At 68.5% G+C, this 18,789-nt stretch carries 18 protein-coding genes and 1 tRNA gene; 14 read left to right on the forward strand and 5 right to left on the reverse strand.

Going from position 1 to position 18,789, the window contains the following annotated elements; all coding sequences use genetic code 11:
• Positions 1–28: 28 nt before the first annotated feature.
• On the reverse strand, positions 29–220 hold the full coding sequence (locus tag IEW15_RS00715; protein WP_188574032.1) for a hypothetical protein: 192 nt from the start codon (positions 218–220) through the stop codon (positions 29–31).
• Between the two features lie 517 nt (positions 221–737).
• On the opposite strand from IEW15_RS00715, the gene IEW15_RS00720 reads away from it, so the two are divergent.
• The 10 genes from IEW15_RS00720 (at position 738) to IEW15_RS00765 (ending at position 10,257) form a co-directional block, all read left to right on the forward strand.
• Positions 738–2,510, forward strand: coding sequence for a tetratricopeptide repeat protein (locus IEW15_RS00720; protein WP_188574033.1), 1,773 nt, complete (start codon positions 738–740; stop codon positions 2,508–2,510).
• Positions 2,511–2,553: 43 nt separating this feature from the next.
• Entirely contained in the window at positions 2,554–3,528 is a 975-nt protein-coding gene (locus IEW15_RS00725) for a 4-(cytidine 5'-diphospho)-2-C-methyl-D-erythritol kinase (protein ID WP_188574034.1), read from the forward strand.
• Between the two features lie 39 nt (positions 3,529–3,567).
• Positions 3,568–3,641, forward strand: a tRNA-Gln gene (locus IEW15_RS00730).
• Positions 3,642–3,863: 222 nt separating this feature from the next.
• Positions 3,864–4,607, forward strand: coding sequence for a TetR/AcrR family transcriptional regulator (locus IEW15_RS00735; RefSeq protein WP_188574035.1), 744 nt, complete (start codon positions 3,864–3,866; stop codon positions 4,605–4,607).
• A 43-nt stretch (positions 4,608–4,650) separates the two neighbouring features.
• Positions 4,651–6,357 (forward strand): isovaleryl-CoA dehydrogenase, encoded by a 1,707-nt coding sequence (locus IEW15_RS00740; protein WP_188574036.1) that lies wholly within the window; start codon positions 4,651–4,653, stop codon positions 6,355–6,357.
• A gap of 182 nt (positions 6,358–6,539) precedes the next feature.
• Positions 6,540–7,205 (forward strand): NUDIX domain-containing protein, encoded by a 666-nt coding sequence (locus IEW15_RS00745; RefSeq protein ID WP_188574037.1) that lies wholly within the window; start codon positions 6,540–6,542, stop codon positions 7,203–7,205.
• Entirely contained in the window at positions 7,202–7,873 is a 672-nt protein-coding gene (locus tag IEW15_RS00750) for a DUF1285 domain-containing protein (protein WP_188574038.1), read from the forward strand. Before IEW15_RS00745 ends, IEW15_RS00750 begins: the two co-directional genes overlap by 4 nt.
• A complete protein-coding gene (locus IEW15_RS00755; RefSeq protein ID WP_188574039.1) occupies positions 7,870–8,592 on the forward strand; it encodes a CoA pyrophosphatase in 723 nt (240 codons plus the stop codon). The genes IEW15_RS00750 and IEW15_RS00755 overlap by 4 nt, the downstream gene beginning before the upstream one ends.
• Before the next feature lie 9 nt (positions 8,593–8,601).
• Positions 8,602–8,871, forward strand: coding sequence for a DUF6111 family protein (locus tag IEW15_RS00760; RefSeq protein ID WP_188574040.1), 270 nt, complete (start codon positions 8,602–8,604; stop codon positions 8,869–8,871).
• Positions 8,872–8,922: 51 nt separating this feature from the next.
• Positions 8,923–10,257, forward strand: a complete 1,335-nt coding sequence (locus IEW15_RS00765; protein WP_188574041.1) for a CCA tRNA nucleotidyltransferase — start codon at positions 8,923–8,925, stop codon at positions 10,255–10,257.
• On the opposite strand, the gene IEW15_RS00770 is transcribed toward IEW15_RS00765, so the two are convergent.
• Together IEW15_RS00770 and IEW15_RS00775 are read right to left on the reverse strand one after the other, a co-directional pair.
• Positions 10,243–11,508 carry a type III PLP-dependent enzyme gene (locus IEW15_RS00770; protein WP_188574042.1) on the reverse strand — a complete coding sequence of 422 codons (1,266 nt, stop codon included), beginning with the start codon at positions 11,506–11,508 and terminating at the stop codon, positions 10,243–10,245. The genes IEW15_RS00765 and IEW15_RS00770 overlap by 15 nt on opposite strands.
• The gene (locus tag IEW15_RS00775; protein ID WP_188574043.1) at positions 11,505–12,467 is read right to left on the reverse strand and encodes a hypothetical protein; all 963 of its coding nucleotides are present in this window, start codon (positions 12,465–12,467) and stop codon (positions 11,505–11,507) included. Before IEW15_RS00775 ends, IEW15_RS00770 begins: the two co-directional genes overlap by 4 nt.
• A gap of 462 nt (positions 12,468–12,929) precedes the next feature.
• Between IEW15_RS00775 and IEW15_RS00780 the strand changes: the two genes are divergently transcribed.
• Complete coding sequence (locus tag IEW15_RS00780) at positions 12,930–14,168, forward strand: MFS transporter (protein WP_188574044.1); 1,239 nt, start codon at positions 12,930–12,932, stop codon at positions 14,166–14,168.
• Positions 14,169–14,172: 4 nt separating this feature from the next.
• Here the strand turns inward: IEW15_RS00780 and hemF are convergent, their stop codons facing one another.
• Positions 14,173–15,129: an oxygen-dependent coproporphyrinogen oxidase gene (gene hemF / locus IEW15_RS00785; protein ID WP_188574045.1), complete on the reverse strand. Its 957-nt coding sequence runs from the start codon at positions 15,127–15,129 to the stop codon at positions 14,173–14,175.
• Between the two features lie 12 nt (positions 15,130–15,141).
• Entirely contained in the window at positions 15,142–15,630 is a 489-nt protein-coding gene (locus IEW15_RS00790; RefSeq protein WP_188574046.1) for a tRNA (cytidine(34)-2'-O)-methyltransferase, read from the reverse strand.
• A 433-nt stretch (positions 15,631–16,063) separates the two neighbouring features.
• Here IEW15_RS00790 and petA point away from each other — a divergent pair, with 433 nt between their 5' ends.
• Genes petA through IEW15_RS00805 form a run of 3 tightly spaced genes read left to right on the forward strand, consistent with a single transcriptional unit; the run spans position 16,064 to position 18,628 of the window.
• Positions 16,064–16,606, forward strand: a complete 543-nt coding sequence (petA, locus tag IEW15_RS00795) for a ubiquinol-cytochrome c reductase iron-sulfur subunit (protein WP_188574047.1) — start codon at positions 16,064–16,066, stop codon at positions 16,604–16,606.
• A gap of 25 nt (positions 16,607–16,631) precedes the next feature.
• The gene (locus tag IEW15_RS00800; RefSeq protein WP_188574048.1) at positions 16,632–17,861 is read left to right on the forward strand and encodes a cytochrome b; all 1,230 of its coding nucleotides are present in this window, start codon (positions 16,632–16,634) and stop codon (positions 17,859–17,861) included.
• The gene (locus IEW15_RS00805) at positions 17,861–18,628 is read left to right on the forward strand and encodes a cytochrome c1 (RefSeq protein WP_188574049.1); all 768 of its coding nucleotides are present in this window, start codon (positions 17,861–17,863) and stop codon (positions 18,626–18,628) included. The genes IEW15_RS00800 and IEW15_RS00805 overlap by 1 nt, the downstream gene beginning before the upstream one ends.
• Positions 18,629–18,789: the final 161 nt, after the last annotated feature.

Here is an 18,789-nt window from a genome sequence, read left to right on the forward strand (position 1 = left end):
CGGCGGGCCGGGGCACCGGATGACGCAATCAGATATCGCGCCAGGCAACCGGGCGGCCGGCATGGTCGTTGACCAGCTTGCCACCGTCGTCCTGCGCCGCGATATACCGGCCATGGCCGACATTCGAGCCGACATACAGGACCGGCTTCACCTTCTTGCCGTCGAAGAGCTTCTCAACCGCGACAGCGCCACGGTTCTTCGGGTTGTTCTTGCTACCCATAGCACCACTTCCTCAAGGTACGGGCGCTCACCGCGTCCGGCAAACACCACGCGGGCCGTGCCCGCTCTGACAGGGGCCGGGCTGACACGCACAGAAGCGCCCGGCCTCGCAAGAGGCGGGCGGCGGGCAGAATCGAGCCGGCTCCCATCGGGGATACGGGCACCCGCCACCCATCGGCAGCGCGGCCCTTCTTTGTAACCCGTGATTTGTGCGCCAAAGCCGGGCGAAGGTCAAGCGTCGAGCCCGGCGTTACACGCATGGGTCGCCCGATCCGGTACACGGGTCGCACCAGCCTCGGCGCTGGACAGGCGGGTGGTCAACGTGTCCAATGGTGACATTGCCGCAACGCGGTACGAGACGAAAATGTCGCAGGCCTGCCGGATGCCGTGGCCAGCCTTGCCTGGACGTGGGGCACATGCGACGAATGGCGGTCCGGGCAACCGGAGAGCGACCAGGGGGCCGGCCGGCTGTTATAAGCACGGACCGGCGCGAGCCGATCGACGGGATGGACTTGCGTATGAGACGGGCAGGCAGCGGACGGGCGGGTGCGATGATCGTCGCGGCCCTTGCAGCGGGTCTGCTGGCGGCGTGCGCCGGACCTGTCGCGGGGCCGGTGAGCGAGGTCCGTGTCGGCCGCACCTTCACCGGCAACTACCTGGCCGGGCGCTATGCCCAGACCCGTGACGATTTTTCGGCGGCCGCGTCGTTCTATCGCGCGGCGCTGGATCAGGCGCCAAACGATGCCGAGTTGCTGCGTCGCGCCATGCTGTTGACGGCGGGCGAAGGCGATATCGATCAGGCGCTGGACTATGCCGGCCGTGTGCAGGCGCTGGAGCCTGCCGCCCCCTTTTCCGATCTGCTGCTGATCCTTCATAGCATCAACACGGGCGAGTTGATCGAGGCGGAGCGGATGGCCGACCGGATGGATCGCGGCGGCGTCAACGGCCTGCTGGCGCCGGTGGTCGATGCCTGGATCCGCTATGGCCGCGGCCGGTCGGGTGAGGCGGTGACGGCGCTCGACCGTCTTGCCGGCAATCCGGCCTTCGCAAGCTTCCGCTATCAACATGCGGCGCTGATCCACGATCTGGCCGGCCAGACCGATGGTGCCACGGCGAATTATGAGCTGGCGCTGTCGGCGGGCGGGCCGACATCGGTGCGGCTTATCCAGGCCTATGCCTCGCATCTGGTGCGGACCGGCAATCGTGACATGGCGGGGCAATTGTATCGCGAGATGCTGCGCGACGCGCCGGAAAGCACCACCTTGCGCCGCACGCTGGCGCGGATCGAGGCCGGCGACGACCTGCCACGGACCGTGCCCGATTATCGCGCCGGCATCGCCGAAGCGCTGTACAGCGTCGCCGGGCTGCTGCTGCGCGATCAGGTTCTGGGCGCCGCTCTGTTCTATGGCCGTCTGGCGCTGTATATGCGGCCCGATTTCGCCGATGCCCGCTATCTGGTGGGTGAGATTTATGAACGCGCGGGCGATCATCGCGCGGCGCTCGACACCTTCCGCACCATCGACGATGACGGCGCCGTCGCCGATGCGGCCGCGATCCGCATTGCCGAGAATCTGGCCCGCAAGGGCGAGACCGAGCAGGCAGAGACCCTGCTGAAGGCGCGTGTCGACGCCGGGCAGCGCGACGCCGTGATCAGTCTGGCCGAGATCTACCGCCAGCAGGAGCGTTGGGACGATGCCGCCGCGGCCTATGGTCAGGTGATCGCATCCCTTGGCGGCCAGCCGGGGCCGGAGCAATGGGATCTGTTCTATGCCCGCGGCGTCGCCTATGAACGCGCCGGGCGCTGGCCCGAAGCCGAGGCGGATTTCCTGACCGCGCTGCAACTGTCCCCCGATCAGCCGCTGGTGCTGAATTATCTGGGCTATTCATGGGTTGAGAAGGGCATGAACCTCGCCCGGGCTCGCGGCATGCTGGAGCGTGCTGTGGCCCTGCGGCCGCGCGACGGGTTCATCATTGATAGCCTGGGCTGGGCGCTCTATCAGCTCGGTCTGTTCGACGAGGCGGTGGAGCGGCTGGAGCAGGCGGTGATGCTGCAGCCCAACGATCCCACCATCAACGATCATCTGGGCGACGCCTATTGGCGGGTCGGCCGCGACCGCGAGGCCCGGTTCCAGTGGAGCCATGCCCTGGTCTTCAATCCCGAGCCGGCCCAGGCCGAGGCGCTGCGCCGCAAGCTGAACGAGGGCCTGCCGCCGGCGGCCGGCATCCTGCGCTCGGCCGGCGTGGTCGACGCCAGTGGTGCCAGCATCGCCCGCGCTGCCGCCGCAGAATGACGATTGGGCGATGACGGCCGGGACGAGGACAGCCGGGGAGAGGATGAGCAGGGCGGCCGGATATGGCTTGGCCGGCGCCGGAACCGGGCCGCTGGAAACGCTGGGCGCCGCCAAGATCAACCTGCATCTGCATGTCACCGGCCGGCGTGACGATGGCTATCACCTGCTGGACAGTCTGGTGGTGTTTGCCGATATCGGCGATCGGGTGGTGGTGGACCCGTGGCCGCTGCCCGCCGGCGCGGAGACGGTTTTTCGCCTGACCGGTCGCTTCGCGGCCGATCTCGCCTGCACCATGCCGGCCGACAATCTCGCGATGCGCGCGGCGGCGGCGCTGGCGGGGCGGGTGAACCGGCCGCTTCCCCGGATGATTGCCCTGGACAAGCGCCTGCCGGTGGCCAGTGGCATCGGCGGCGGATCGGCCGATGCCGCCGCCGTGCTGCGCCTGCTGTCCGGCGCATGGGGTGTGCCGCGGCCGGTGGTGATGGACGTGGCCGGGCAACTGGGTGCCGATGTGGCGATGTGTGTTGCGGCCTGTCCCGCCCGGATCGCCGGGGTGGGCGAGGTGGTGACGCCGCTTGGCCACCCCACCGCCCGCCTGCTCGGCGGGATGGGGCTGGTGCTGGCCAATCCGCTGATGCCGCTGTCGACCCCGGCCGTCTTCAAGGCGCGTGCCGCATCGGGCGCCGTGGCCTCGGCGCCGGCCTCGCTGCCCGATACCGGCGATCTGCCGCAGCTTCTGGCGGCGCTGGCCGATGCGACCAACGACCTGGCGCCGCCCGCCCGCGTGCTGCTGCCGGTGATCGCCGATGTCGAGACGGCACTGGCGGCGTTGCCGGGGGCATGTTTCACGCGCATGTCCGGCTCGGGCGCCACCTGTTTCGCCCTGTTCGCCAGCCCTGATGCCGCGAAAGCCGCATCGGTCCGGCTTGCCGCCGCCCGTCCGTCGTGGTGGGTGGCCGCCGGCCGGGTGCTGGCGGTGGCTCCCGAAATCCGTGAAACACCCTCTGCATCCAGTTGAAAACCGCTGTGGTCCGTACTATGGTTCGGCCCGGCGCGTTGGGGCGTAGCCAAGCGGTAAGGCATCGGGTTTTGATCCCGTGATCCCAGGTTCGAATCCTGGCGCCCCAGCCATTTCTTCCGCGTCACCATGTCGGGCAGTACCATGAACCGCGCATTCCATCGAATGCGCGGATTTTTGTTTGCGCGCATGGTTTTCGAGGCGACGCCACGCAAACAGACTTGCGCCGCCGCCGCCGCTGTGGCTCGATGTGAATCCGGATTCACATCGGTGATCGCAAGCGGGCTGTCAGCGTTGTGCGGCCGGCGGCGATCCCGGACTGAAGGCAGAGGGTGATGGATGAACATGCGCCGGACGGCCGATCGCTGCCGGCCGATCAGGTGCCGGCGGATCAGATGCCGGTGACGCCGGTCAAGACCCGCGAGCGGCTATGCATCGCGGGCTTCGGCATCGTGCGGCGCGCGGGCTTTGCCGGGCTGTCGGTCAGCGCGGTTGCGGAAGATGCCGAGGTGGCCGTGGGCACCGTTTATCGCCATTTCACCTCGAAGGCGGAACTGTGCGCGGAACTGTTCCGGCGGGCATCGGGGCATGAATATCAGGCGGTTGCCGATGCGATCCGCGGTCAGGGGCCGGCCGACCGGCGGATCGCCTTTGCGGTTGCCACCTTCGCCGCCCGTGCCCTGGCGGGGCGGGCACTGGCCTATGCCCTGCTGGCCGAACCGGTCGACCCGCTGGTCGATGCCGAGCGGCTGGCGTCGCGGCGGCGCTACACGGCCCTTTATGCCGAGGCGGTGGCGACCGGACTTGCCGAGGAGACCCTGAGCCCGCAGCCGCCCGAAATCGCGGCCGCCGCCATGGTCGGCATCGTCAGCGAAACCCTGGTCGGGCCGCTGGCTCGCGCCCGGCGGATCGACAGCGGCCGCGACGCCCTGACCGATGCCGACGCCACCATGATCGCCGACATCGTCGGCTTCTGCCGGCGCGGCCTGACCGGCCGCCCGGATGCGCCGAGCGACACGCTGCGGATTGCGCAGCGGGCCATCGAGGGCCTGGGCCGCGGGCCGCATCCCCTGTCCTGAAGACCGTCATCATCCATCCCGACATCCATTCCGGAGACCTCCGATGACCGACCAGACCCCCCTTGCATCATCATCGTCATCGCCATCACCGGCACTGGCACCCGCTGCGGCGCCCGGCGCCACCCATGCGGTGTTCAATCAGGTGCCGCTGCTGGAGGCCAATCTCTATGCCGGCGATCAGGCGCTTGGCGAGGCGGTCGAGGGTTTCGGCGGCGGCTGGGCGCGCGGGCTGCTGTCGGATTACGGCGCCAGGACCGGCGGGCCGATGCTGGCGCTGGGACATGACGCCAACCGGTTTCCGCCTGAGCTGACCACCCATGACCGCTATGGCAACCGGATCGACGAGGTGCGCTTTCACCCGGCCTATCACGCGCTGATGGCCGAAGCGGTGGGCGCCGGCATGCATTCCCTGGCCTGGACCGATCCGCGCCCCGGCGCCATGGTCGCGCGATCGGCCCTGGTCTATATGCACTGCCAGGCCGAGGCCGGCACCATGTGCCCGATGACCATGACCTTCGCGGTGGTCCCGGCGCTGAAGCAGGAGCCGGCGGTGGCGGAGCGCTGGCTGCCCGGCGTGCTGAGCACCCAGTATGACCCGCGCGCCATTCCAGCGCCGGAAAAGGCCGGGTTGACCCTGGGCATGGCGATGACCGAGAAACAGGGCGGGTCCGACGTCCGCGCCAACACCACCCGGGCGGTGCGTGTGGGCGAAGAGGACGGCCAGGAGGTCTATGAGCTGACCGGCCATAAATGGTTCTGCTCGGCGCCGATGTGCGACGGCTTTCTGGTGCTGGCCCAGACCGATGCCGGCGTCACCTGTTTCCTGATGCCGCGCCGCCGGCCCGATGGCAGCCGTAACGCCATGCATATCCAGCGGCTGAAGGACAAGGTCGGCAACCGGTCCAACGCCTCGTCGGAAATCGAGCTGCGCGGCGCTTATGCGGTTCGGGTCGGGCCCGAGGGGCGCGGGGTGCGCACCATCATCGAGATGGTCCATCACACCCGGCTGGATTGCGCGCTGGGGGCATCGGGGCTGATGCGCCAGGCGCTGACCCAGGCGATCCATCACGCCCGCCACCGCCAGGCCTTCGGCGCCCGGCTGGTGGACCAGCCGGCGATGCGCAATGTGCTGGCCGATCTGGCGCTGGAGCAGGAGGCCGGGATGCGCATGGTGATGCGACTGGCCCATTCCTTCGAGCAGAGCGGCGCCGATCCGCAGGAACAGGCCTTCGCGCGTATCGCCACCGCCGTGGTGAAATACTGGGTGTGCAAGCGCGCGCCGGGCTTTATCTACGAGGCGATGGAATGCCTGGGCGGCAATGGCTATGTCGAGGAAAGCGGCCTGCCGCGGCTGTATCGCGAGGCGCCGCTGAACGCGATCTGGGAAGGATCGGGCAATGTGATCGCGCTGGATGTGCTGCGCGCTCTTGGTCGCGAACCCGCGACGCGTGAGGCGCTGGCCGCCCGGCTGATGCGCAATCGCGGCGCCGATGCCCGCTATGATGCCCATCTCGACCGCACGCTGGCGGCGCTGGGGTCGAATGCCGATCTGGAATTCCGCGCGCGGCGGCTGGTCGGCGATCTGGGGCTGGCGCTGGCGGGGGCCGAACTGATCGATCATGCGCCGGAAACCCTGGCCGAAGCCTGGCTGGCCAGCCGGCTGGGCGGCGATCATGGCGGGTTCTATGGCACCCTGCCCACCGGCACCGATGCCGAGGGCATCATCTCACGGGCGGCGGTGGCCGCCTGAGCATCGCTGACCGGGCCGCCGGCGCGGCGCATGGCCGCCCTTCAGATTGCCACGGCATGGTCGCTCGACCACCCGGGCGGTTGCGGCCAGAATGGTGGCCGTAACCGCCCGCTGTCGTATACAGGGGGGAGGGCGCGCCGCCGTATGGTGCCGCCCCCCGATCCACCGGAGCCTGAGCCCGCATGTCCGAACCCAGCCATACCGTGCCTGTCGAGGCCGCATCCTTCGGTCGCGACGACGTCGAGATCCTGGGGCGCGAGATCCTGTATGACGGCTATTTCCGGATCGTGCGGGTCACCCTGCGCCACCGGGCGATGGATGGTGGCTGGACGGAACCGTTTTCCCGCGAGATCTTTGAACGCGGCATCGCCTCGGCGGTGCTGCCCTATGATCCGGTCCGCGACGAGGTGGTGCTGATCGAACAATTCCGCGCCGGCGGCCTGTATGGCGCGGCCAGCCCCTGGATGATCGAGATCGTGGCCGGAATCATCGATGCGGGCGAGACCCCGGAAATGGTCGCCCGCCGCGAGGCGGTCGAGGAGGCCGGCCTTGAGGTCGGGCGGATCGAGGCCATATCGGTATATCAGCCCTCGCCGGGCGCCTGTGACGAATGGGTGCATCTCTATGTGGGCGAGGTGGCGGCCGGTACCCGTGCCGACCGGGCCGGACTTGCCGAAGAGAACGAGGACATCAAGGTCTTCGCCCTGCCGCGCGCCGATGCCGTGGCGCTGCTCGACGGCGACCGGCTGGACAACGCGACCACCATCGTGGCGCTGAACTGGCTTGCCCGTCACGGCGAGGCCCTGCGTCGGCGCTGGCTGGCGACAAAGACGGAGGATGAGGCATGAGCGCCAATGACGGCAAGGGCACCGCGGCCGGCGGCGGGCCGGCGGCAGGGGGCACCGAACTGGCGGGGCGGCTGGGCCTGGGCACGCCGCCTGCGGGTGGCGACGGCACGGCCGCGGCCGAAGGCGGGCCGCGCCGCAAGGGCCCGTTCTTCTGCGGCGACATCGATATGCGCATCGCCCGTGACGGCACCTGGTTCTATCTGGGCACACCGATCGGGCGGCATGCGCTGGTCAAGCTGTTCTCGACCGTGCTGCATCGCGACGCGGATGGCGATTACTGGCTGGAAACCCCGGTCGAGAAGTGCCGGATCCAGGTGGAGGACGCGGCCTATATCGTCACCGCCATGCGGGTCGAGGGCACCGGTCGCGATGCGCGGATCGTCTTCACCACCAATGTCGAGGCCGAGGTGCCGCTGGACGATGCGCATCCGCTGGTCTTGCGGCCACGGCCCGACAGCGGCGATCTGGCACCCTATCTGACGGTCGGCCGGGGGCTGGAGGCGCTGCTTGGCCGCGCGGTTTATTATCAATTGGTCGATCTGGCCGATATCCGGCGCCATCCCGACACCGGCGCCGAGGTGCTGGCGGTGGAAAGCGCCGGCATGACCCATTATCTGGGATCGCCCGAATTTGAGGATGACCGCATCGCGGCGGGGGCCGGCCGATGACCGTCGCCGCCGATATCGTCGCGGTCTTCAACGACAGCCTGCCCAATGCCGTCGGCATCGACCCGGACACCCCGGCGGTCAATGGCGACTATGTTCTGAACCCCGGCAGCCGGATCGCCGGCGCCAAGCGGCCGGCGGCGGTGCTGGTGCCGCTGGTTGAGCGCTCGGCCGGGCTGACCGTGCTGCTGACCCAGCGCACCCAGCATCTGCACGCCCATGCGGGCCAGGTGGCGTTTCCCGGTGGCCGGGTGGACGAGGGCGACATCGATGCGGTGGATACCGCGCTGCGCGAGACCCGCGAGGAGATCGGCGTCGATCGTGCGCATATCCGGATCATTGGCCGGCTCGACACCTACGAGACCACCACCGGCTTTCACGTGGTGCCGATCGTGGGGCTGGTGATGCCGCCGGTGGAGATCATCCCCGACCCGTTCGAGGTGGCGGAGGTGTTCGAGGTGCCGCTGGGCTTCTTCATGGACCCGCGCAACCGCAAACGCCATTCGCTGGAGCGGGGCGGGGTGGTGCGCCACTGGTATGCCTTCCCCTTCGGCCGCTATTACATCTGGGGGGCGACCGCCGGCATGCTGGTCAACCTGACCCGGGTTCTGGATGCGGGGCTGGGTCTTCAGGGCCCCGACCTGCCGGCTGCCCCCGTCGCCGCCGGCATCTCCGGAGCCAGCCTGACCGGCGGTGCCGCTGACCGCCGGCCGGCGCTCTAGGCCGGCGGCATGCGGATTCTGCTGACCTATGTCCTGCCGTTCCTGGCGCCGTTTCTGCTGTATGGCGGCTGGGTGCTGTGGGCCGATCGCGTGCGGGAACGGCGCGGCGTCGCACCGGCGCCGCCGCCCCTCTGGGTGACGGCGCTTGCGGTGCTGGCGCTTGGCGGGTCATTGTTCGTGTTCGGGCAGGCCATCGGGCCACGGCCTGATCCGGGCATCTATGTGCCGCCGCATATGGAGGATGGCCGGATCGTGCCGGGGCATTACGGCGCCCGCTGATACTCATCTGCCTGCCCCATCCCCCCGCTGATACCGAGACCATACAGAGCCATGCCCAGTTCAGAACCCGTGCTGCCGGCGCGGACCGATCCGGTCGCGACCGGCCTTGTCCTGCCGCCGGCAATGACCGCGGCGCCGGTGCGCCGGGTGCTGGCGGCGCTGGCCGCCGCGGGCGGCGAGGCGCGTTTCGTGGGCGGCGCCGTGCGCGACCTGATGGCGGGGCAGCCTTCGGCCGATATCGATCTGGCGACCACCTTGCTGCCGGATGCGGTGATGGCGGCAGCAAGCCAGGCCGGCATCAAGGCCGTGCCCACCGGCATCGACCATGGCACGGTGACGCTGGTCGCCGACCGGGTGCCGGTGGAGGTGACCACGCTGCGCCGCGACGTCGCCACTGATGGCCGGCGTGCGGTGGTGGCGTTCACTCAGGACTGGTCTGAAGATGCCAGGCGGCGCGATTTCACCGTCAACGCCATGTCGCTCTCGGCCGATGGCCGGCTGTATGATCCGTTCGACGGGCTGGCGGATCTGGCCAATGGCCGGGTGCGGTTCATCGGCGATGCCCGCCGCCGCATCCTGGAAGACGTGCTGCGTATCCTGAGATTCTTCCGCTTCGAGGCGCGGATCGGCCGCGGCGCACCCGATCGGACGGCGCTCGATGCCTGCCGGGAACTGGCCGAGCGGATCGACAGCCTGTCGGGGGAGCGGATCCGCGATGAATTCCTGCGCATCCTGCGCGGCCCCCGCCTGACCGGCGGCGATGGTATGATCCTGCTGATGGCCGATCTGGGGGTGCTGGATCACGTGCTGGGCGGGGTGGTCGACACCGGCCCCTTCGACGCGCTTGTCGCCATCGAGACCGAACTGGGCATCCCCGATCCTGAACGCCGGCTGGCGGTGCTGGCGGCGGTATGTGGCCCGGCCGGCGACAGCATCGACCATTGGCGCCGGCGGATCGAGCGGTTGCGGCCGTCGAACCAGATGCTGGCGCGGGTGGCGGCCGTGGCCGAGGTGGCACCACGGCTGCCCGCGCTGCCGCCGACACCGCTGGCGGCGCGGGTCGCCGCCTATCGCGACGGCGTGGTCACGACCCGCGACCGCCTGCTGGCCGGCTGGGCGCGGGGCCGCGCCCGTGGCATCACCGACGATACCGCTGCCGTCGGGCTTCGGGCCGCGCTGGCCGCTCTGGAGGGCTGGCAGCAGCCCGGCCTGCCGGTGGGGGGCGCCGATCTGGTCGCCATGGGGTTGAAGCCGGGGCCGGCTCTGGGCCAGGCGCTGGCCGAACTGGAAGCCTGGTGGCTGGATGAAGGCTTCCTGCCTGACCGGGCACGCTGCCTGGCCGAAGCCCGCCGGCGCTTCACGCCGCTGCCCTCAGCCGGCGACTGACCGCCTGGCCGGCGGATGCATCGCGGCCGGCACATCATCATGGCATTCCACGCGCAGCGGCGGCAGACCGTTGAAACCGACGGAGCTGTAGCTGTGGGTATAGGCGCCGGTCGCTCCGATCACCAGCCGGTCGCCCGATCGCAGCCCCAGCGGCAGATCGACCGGCCGGCGTTCATACAGAATATCGGCGCTGTCGCAGGTGGGGCCGGCGAGCACGACGGGGCCGGTGGGTTCATCCGGCGCGCCATCGGGCGACAGGCGGCTGATCGGATAGCGGATGGCTTCGCCCAACGTCTCGGCCAGCCCGTGGAACACGCCGATATCGATATACACCCAGCGCCGGGCGTCGGCGCCGGTGCCGCGATCGGCGACCAGCACCACCTCGGTTTCGATCTCCCCGGCCTCGGCGACCAGGCCGCGCCCCAGTTCCGCCGCAAGCCGCGGGCGTCGGCCCAGAACCGGCAGCAGATGCCGGTCGATCGCCCGGTCGACGGCCGCGCTGTATTGGACCAGCGACGGGATGTCGGTGGTGTAGCGGGCGGGCAGCCCGCCGCCGATATTCACCAGCCGCAGGCGCAGCCCCGCATTCAGCAGCCGTGCGGCAACCCCGGCCACCCGTTCCAACGCCGCTTCGAAGGCATGTGGCCGCACCTGTTGTGATCCGACGTGAAAGCTGATCCCGACCGGGTCGAGGCCCGAAGCCCGGGCCTGGAGCATCAACGCGACGGCCCGGTCCGGGTCGCAGCCGAATTTGCGGCTGAGCGGCCATTCGGCGCCGCTGCCATCGACGTCCAGCCGACAGAACACCATGGCGCCGGGGGCGGCACCGGCGATCTTGGCGAGATCGTCGGGGGCATCGACCGCGAACAGGCGCACGCCCAGCGCATGGGCGATGGCGATGTCGCGGTGCTTCTTGATCGTGTTGCCGAACGAAATCCGGTCAGGCGGGGTGCTGGTCGCCAGCACTGCCTCGATCTCGCCGATGCTGGCGGCATCGAAGCGGGCACCAAGCGCCGCCAGCGCCGCCAGAACCTGCGGATGCGGATTGGCCTTTACCGCGTAATAGATGTCGAAGCCGGCGAAGGCCGCCGCGATCTCGTGCCAGCGCTGCCGGATGCGGCCGATATTCAGGCGCAACACCGGCGTCTGCGTGAGGGTGCTGCCGGCGGCATCGCGTGCCGGCACCAGGAGGGCGCCAGGGGCATGGCCGGCCGGGCGGTCCGGCGGGTGGGTCAGGTCGATCAGCGTCATCGGGCAACCTTCGGGGCGGGGGGCTTCGGGGCGGGGGGATGGCTGTGGGCGAAGGGGCAGCCGGCACTGGCGGCGGCATCCGCCGCGTCCGCCATGTCATCGGCGGTCATTGTGCCGGCGAAGGTGCCGGCGGGCGTGAGGTCGAGTGTCGAGGGTGCCGCCGCCGCGAAGGCATGCGCCGCTTCGGCGCCGTCGAACAGGCCGATCCAGCGCTGGATGATCCGGTCGGTGTAGAGCACCGGCATATCGTGGCGATACAGTTCCTTACGGGTCTCGGCGAAGGCCGGATCCTGATGGCTGGCATACCAGTGCCGGTGATCGCCATCCATGAAGGTGGGGCAGAGTGCGGTGTCGGTGATGGCGATGTAATTGCGGATGGTCTTCTCGGCGAAGCGTTGCCACAGGGCCGCGGCATGGGCGAACACCTGACGCCGGGTCGCCGCGTCGGGCAGATCCCAGACTTCCACGCCGTGGGCCTGCAGGCAGGTGTCGCGGGTGAACATTGAAAAGGCATAAACATCGGAATTCAGGTTCGCACAGACCACCGGCGCCGCCATCATCGGGTCATAGAGCGGGTCGGCTGGGTTCTGTGCCGCCGGGCAGAAGGCGACGGCGTCGAAATCGTCGAACATCAGCATGCGGTCGGTGACCGGGCAGCGCAGGCGGATGCGGCGGTTCAACTGGCCGCCATCGGCAAGCCGGCTGGCTGGTGTCGGGGTCAGAACCGACATCAGCCCGGCCATGCGCCGCATGGCATCGACGGCGGGTTCTGGTGGCAGCGGGCCGCCATCCTCCGCCGTCGCCACGAACAGGCCGGCGACCGTGCGGCGCGTCTCCAGGGCTTGCGTAAAGCCGGTGAAGGCGCTGCGGACGTCGTCGGGGGTGGCGACCGCGGCGATGAAATAGCGGTCTCTCAGGAACTCGCGCCGGCCGGCGACACAGCTCAGGCTGTCGGTCATCCACCGGCGGAGCAGATCGGTTGCGGAGTCCGGGCGGCTGGATGCGGCCACAGATGGACAATCGCCCGGCTGCGGCCGGACGTCGGATATCGGCGGGGTCATCGGGGGCTCTTTGCGAGGGGTGAGACTGCGGGCTGCCGGCGACACGGCGCCAGTGACCGGCAGGCAGTCGGGGGACCGGCGCATGATGGCGCATGGTCTGGGGCGGGTTGGTCCCGGCGCTCCCTTGTCCAGGCAGGCTGTGTGCGAGATGTTGTATCGCCCTGCGTTGTCAGATATATACTATTCGGAAAATATCATCGGTCAAAATAAAATTATAAGTTGATGACCGAGTCAGGACGCATCCGGCGCTTGCAGGCCGCTGCCTGTGGCGCCTCCTTCTGCCGGAGCCGGCCGCCGATGTCCTCCCCGCCGTCTGAGCCGCATATGCTGTCGCCATCATCTTCCCGGTCCTTGCCGCCCATGAATCGCAACCGCAGGGTGGCAGGGCTGGTCGCGGTCAACCTGCTGTCGGTTCTGGCGCAGATCGTTCAGATCGGCACCATCGCGCCGTTGCTGGCGCTGTCATTGGACGGGCGCGGGGTCGATGCCAGTCTGATCGGCCTGGTTGCGGCGGCGCCTTGGGCGGTGATCCTGCTGGTATCGCGCTTCGTGCCGCGGATCATCCACCGGCTGGGCCTGGCCGGCACCTGCCTGATCGCCATCGCGCTGACGCTGCTGGCGCTGGGTGGCATGGCGGTGGTCGATGATCCGCTGGGGCTGATGGCCCTGAACGGGCTGGCCGGGCTGGGCCTGATCCTGCGCTGGATCGCCTGCGACACCTGGATCGTGCGCATCGCCGATGATGCCATCCGTGGCCGGGCGATCGGCAGCCATGAAACCCTGATGGGGCTGGGCATCGCCCTGGGGCCGGCGCTGATCGCGGTGACCGGCCATGACGGGGTGGTGCCGTTCCTGGCGGCCGGCCTGCTGGTGGCGGCGGGGCTGGTGCCGTTGGCGCTGCTGGCCCGGATGGGGCTGAACGGCAGGCCCGGTGTGCCGCCGGCCGGGCGCGGGGCCGGAATGGGTCTGATCCGGCTGCTGCCGGTGGCGCTGCTTGGTGCCTTCGCCTGCGGGGTGGCGGAAACCGCCTCGATCGCGCTGCTGCCGCTTTATGCGGCGGCGGCCGGGCTGGGCATCGTGGCAGCGCCCCTCTTTGCCACGGCCTTCGGCACCGGCGGCACCATTCTGCAGATGCCGCTGGGGCTGGTGGCCGACCGGCTGGGGTTTCGCGGCGCCCAGCTCGGCTGTGCCGCGCTGGTGGTGCTGGGGGCGGTCCTGCTGCCGCTGGTCGACCCGCTGGGGCCATGGCCCTGGGCGGGACTGCCCTGGCTGCTGGTGTTTCTGTGGGGCGGCGCCGTCGGCGGCATGAACACCCTGGCGGTGATCGAGGCCGGTGCCCGTGTCGATGACGATCACATGAGTGCGGCGATGACCGCGATCGCCTTCGCCTATACCATGGGCGGCTTCGCGGGGCCGGCGGCGGCGGGGGTCGCCATGGATCTGATGTCGATGAACGGGCTGCTGATGGTGGCAGGCGGCGTGGCGCTGGCGGTGCTGCTGGCGGGGCTGTGGCTGGGGCGACGTGTGCCGGCCCCAGCCCCGACGATCACCGCCCCGGCGATCACCGAACGCCACCCCTCCGACACGCCGTCTCGTTGATGGCTCAGGGCCATTTCGCCGCAGGCGGCATCGACATCAGGATCGCCTCGGTATGGCCGCCGGTCTTCAGGCCGAACTGGGTACCGCGATCATAGAGCAGGTTGAATTCGGCATAGCGGCCGCGCCGGATCAACTGATACTCGCGCTCGGCCTCGGTCCAGGGGCGGTTCATGTGGTGGCGGATGATCGCCGGAAACACGGTCAGGAAGGTGGTGCCGACATCGCGGGTGAAGGCGAAATCGCGCGTCCAGTCGCCGCTGTCCAGATAGTCATAGAAAATCCCGCCGACGCCACGCTTCTCGCCCCGGTGGGGCAGGTCGAAATAGTCGTCGCACCAGGCCTTGAAGCGCGGATAATAGGCCGGATCATGGGCGTCGCAGGCGGCCTTGAAGGCGCCGTGAAACCGCTCGGTATCCGGCGCGTGGGGGGTGATCGGGTTCAGGTCGCCGCCGCCGCCGAACCAGCCCAGCGTGGTGCGGATATGGCGGGTGTTCATATGGGCGGCGGGCACATGCGGCGACCACATATGGGCGACCAGCGAAATGCCCGCGGCCCAGAACTGCGCGCCGGCACCGTCGGCGCCCCCCTCGGCGGCGCCACCTTCGGCGGGCGCGCGATCGGCGCCGGGAATCGCCTTGGCGAAGTCGGGCGAAAAGCTGCCATGGACGACCGAGATGTTCACGCCGACCTTTTCGAACACCCGGCCGCGCATCACCGACATCTCGCCACCGCCACCACCGGGGCGGTCCCAGGTGCTGCGGGTGAAGCGGCCGGCGGCCATACCGGTATTCATCGGCCCCGCATAATCGTCCTCGATCGCCTCGAACGCCGCGCACATCCGGTCGCGCAGATCCCGGAACCAGGTGCTGGCAGCGGCGCGGCGGCTGGCGGCGGTGGCCGCATCCTCCGCCGGTGCCGTGCGGGCGCGGGCCTCAAGGGCGGCGCGGGCGTCGAAGCTCATCAGGTCGTCTCCTCAGGGCTGGGCCGGTATCGCGCCATCGGCATCGAAGCCGCCAGTCTGGCGCAACGCCTCTCCCAATACCATGGATGCGGCGACCGCGACATTCAGCGATCGAAACCCCGGCCGCAAAGGAATCCGCACCCGCAGATCGGCCGCCTGATGGACATGGTCGGGCACGCCGGCGCTTTCGCGGCCGACCATCAGAATGTCGTCGGCGTGGAAGACGGCCTCGGTATGGGGCAGGGCGCCTGCCGTGGTCAGCAGCACCAGCCGCCCGGGCAACCGGCTCTGGCGGCGCTCGTCCTGGAAATGCGCCCAGCTCGCATGGCGGCGCACGGCGGCGCGCGCCGCGTAATCCATACCGGCGCGTTTCATCCGCGTGTCCGACAATATGAAGCCGCAGGGCTCGATGATGTCGACGGCCAGCCCCAGACAGGCGCCGAGCCTGATGCAGGTGCCGGCATTTCCGGGAATATCGGGTTCGAACAGGGCAAGGCGCATGGGCGTGGAACCCTCGGCATCGGGGGCGGCGCAAGAGATCCGCGACGTGTCAATCACGGCCTTGTAACATGGGATGGGGCGCCACCCTTTGCAAAGGGGGCGTTTTTCGGTATACCCCTTGCGACGCGGCGGCGGCCCGTCGGCCCGGTGGCTGTCTCTGGCAGGCATCGGGACCGGAGCGGCGGTCGCGATCGGGCGGGACGAGAGGATCAAGAATGTCGAGGCTCGCAACGGCCGCAACCCGGCCCTGCGACAACCTGACGCATCCACCTGTCCGGGTACCGCAGACAGTATCCGTGTAGATCGACGTACCCTTGTGTTAAGGGAACGTCGGCGACGGAAGTTTGCGGCATTCGGCCGGATCCCGTTCGACCGCAGGCGAGACCGAGGCTTGCGCCCGATGAAGGTGTGAGAGCGACGAAAGGTTTGCGACATGGCGAACACGGTGCCATCCGGCGGCCACCACGAACATGGTGACGGAGCCACGCGCCGCGACTTCCTGATGCTGCTGGCTGGCGGCGGTGCTGCGGTGGGTGCCGCGGCGCTGGTCTGGCCGCTCATCGACAGCATGAATCCGGCGGCAGACGTTCTGGCGCTGGCATCGACCGAGGTGAATATCTCGCAGATCGAGGCCGGCCAGTCCGTGACCATCACCTGGCGCGGCAAGCCGGTGTTTGTCCGGCACCGGACCGAGAAGGAAATCGAGGAGGCACGGTCGGTCCCCCTCTCGGATCTGCCCGACCCTCAGACAGATGCGGACCGCGTCGAAAAGCCGGAATGGCTGATCGTCGTTGGCGTATGCACCCATCTTGGTTGCGTGCCCCTCGGCTATCAGGGCGATTACGATGGCTGGTTCTGCCCGTGCCATGGCTCGCATTACGACACGTCGGGTCGTATCCGCCGCGGGCCCGCGCCTCTGAACCTGCTCGTCCCGGAATACGTGTTCCTCGACGACAGCACCATCCGCATCGGGTAACCAAGAACAAGGTTGGGGTAGGGCGATGAGCAGTCCCTCGACCGGCAGCCGTGTGTCGAACTGGATCGACCACCGTTTGCCGATCATCTCCTTCGCACGGGAACACTTGATCGAGTACCCGGCGCCGAGGAATCTGAACTACTGGTGGAATTTCGGCTCGCTGGCCGGCATCGCTCTGGTTCTCCAGATCGTGACCGGTATCGTGCTGGCGATGTCGTACACCGCCCATGTCGACATGGCGTTCGACAGTGTCGAGCGCATCATGCGCGACGTGAATTTCGGCTGGCTGCTGCGCTATGCGCATGCCAACGGCGCATCGATGTTCTTCATCGTCGTCTACATCCACATTTTCCGCGGCCTGTACTATGGATCGTACAAGGCGCCGCGCGAGATCCTGTGGTGGCTGGGCGTGATCATCCTGCTGTTGATGATGGCCACCGCGTTCATGGGCTATGTGCTGCCCTGGGGCCAGATGAGCTTCTGGGGTGCCACCGTCATCACCAACCTGTTCTCGGCCATCCCGCTGGTGGGTGAGAGCATCGTGACCTGGCTGTGGGGTGGCTTCTCGGTTGCCAACCCGACCCTGAACCGGTTCTTCAGCCTGCACTATCTGCTGCCCTTCGTGATCGTCGGTGTCGTGGTGCTGCATCTCGCGGCTCTGCATACCCATGGGTCGAACAACCCGCTGGGTATCGACAAGAAGACCAAGAAGGACGTCATCCCCTTCCATCCGTATTACACGATCAAGGATCTGTTCGGCCTTGGCGTGTTCTTCATCGTGTTCGCGGTGTTCCTGTTCTTCGCGCCGAACTTCTTCGGTGAGCCGGACAATTACATCCCTGCGAACCCGCTGGTGACGCCGGCGCATATCGTGCCGGAGTGGTACTTCCTGCCGTTTTACGCCATCCTGCGCGCGGTCCCGAGCAAGCTCGGCGGTGTGCTGCTGATGTTCGCCTCGATCTTCGTGCTGTTCCTTCTGCCCTGGCTCGACACCTCGCGGGTCCGCAGCGCCAAGTTCCGTCCGGTCTTCAAGATCTTCTATCTGTTCCTGGTGATCGACATCGCCCTTCTCGGCTGGGCTGGTGGCCAGCCTGCGGAAGGTCTGGCGGTGGTGATCGGCCGGCTTGCGACCGTCTGGTACTTCCTCCACTTCCTGGTGCTGCTGCCCTTGCTTGGCTGGTTCGAACGGCCGCGGCCGCTGCCGGAAAGCATTGCCCAGGCGGTGCTTGGTGACCGTGCGATGGAGAAGGCGTGATGCGCAAGGCGATCCTCAGCACTCTTGCGGGTCTCGGGCTGCTGGCTGGCGTGGCGGGCTCCGCCCACGCCGCCGGCCCCACCGAAGCCCTGCCCGACGTGTCGTTCAGCCATGAAGGCGTGTTCGGCAGCTATGACCGGGCGGCTGCCCAGCGCGGCTTCCAGGTGTTCGAGCAGGTCTGCTCGGCCTGCCATTCGGCCAAGTACCTGACCTTCCGCAACCTTGCCGACCTCGGCTATAACGAGGACGAGATCAAGGCGATCGCGGCGAAAAAGCAGGTCGAAGACGGGCCGGACGAGAATGGCGACATGTTCCAGCGTCCGGCGGCCGCGTCGGATGCCTGGCCCAGCCCCTATGCCAATGACAACCAGGCCCGCGCCTCGAACGGTGGCGCGCTGCCGCCGGACCTGTCGCTGCTGGCCAAGGCCCGCCTGGGCGGCGAGCACTATATCTACGCTCTGCTGACCGGCTATCATGAGGCGCCGGCGGGCGTCGAGGTCCGCCCCGGCCTCTACTATAACAAGTACTTTCCCGGCCATATGATCGGCATGCCGCCGCCGCTGGCGAACGACATGGTGCCCTATGGCGACAATACGCCGGCCACTGTTCAGCAGATGTCGCATGACGTCTCGGTCTTCCTGACCTGGCTCGCCGAGCCGAAGATGGAAGAGCGCAAGCAGATGGGCATCAAGTCGATCCTGTTCCTGCTGGCCCTCACCATTCTGTTCTATGTGGTCAAGCGCCGGATCTGGGCCCGCATCCACTGATTGCGGCCGATCGATCCTGACTGTCCGACCAGACGCGGGGCCGCCCTTGAGATCAGGGGCGGCCCCGTTTCCGTTCAGGCGGCCCCGTTTCCGTTCAGGAGGCATGGTGCGGTGGATGCAGATGCGATGCATTGGCGTGATCGAACTTAACGCAGGGTAGA

The sequence above is a fragment of the Tistrella bauzanensis genome, assembly GCF_014636235.1.
Taxonomy (GTDB): Bacteria; Pseudomonadota; Alphaproteobacteria; order Tistrellales; family Tistrellaceae; genus Tistrella; species Tistrella bauzanensis.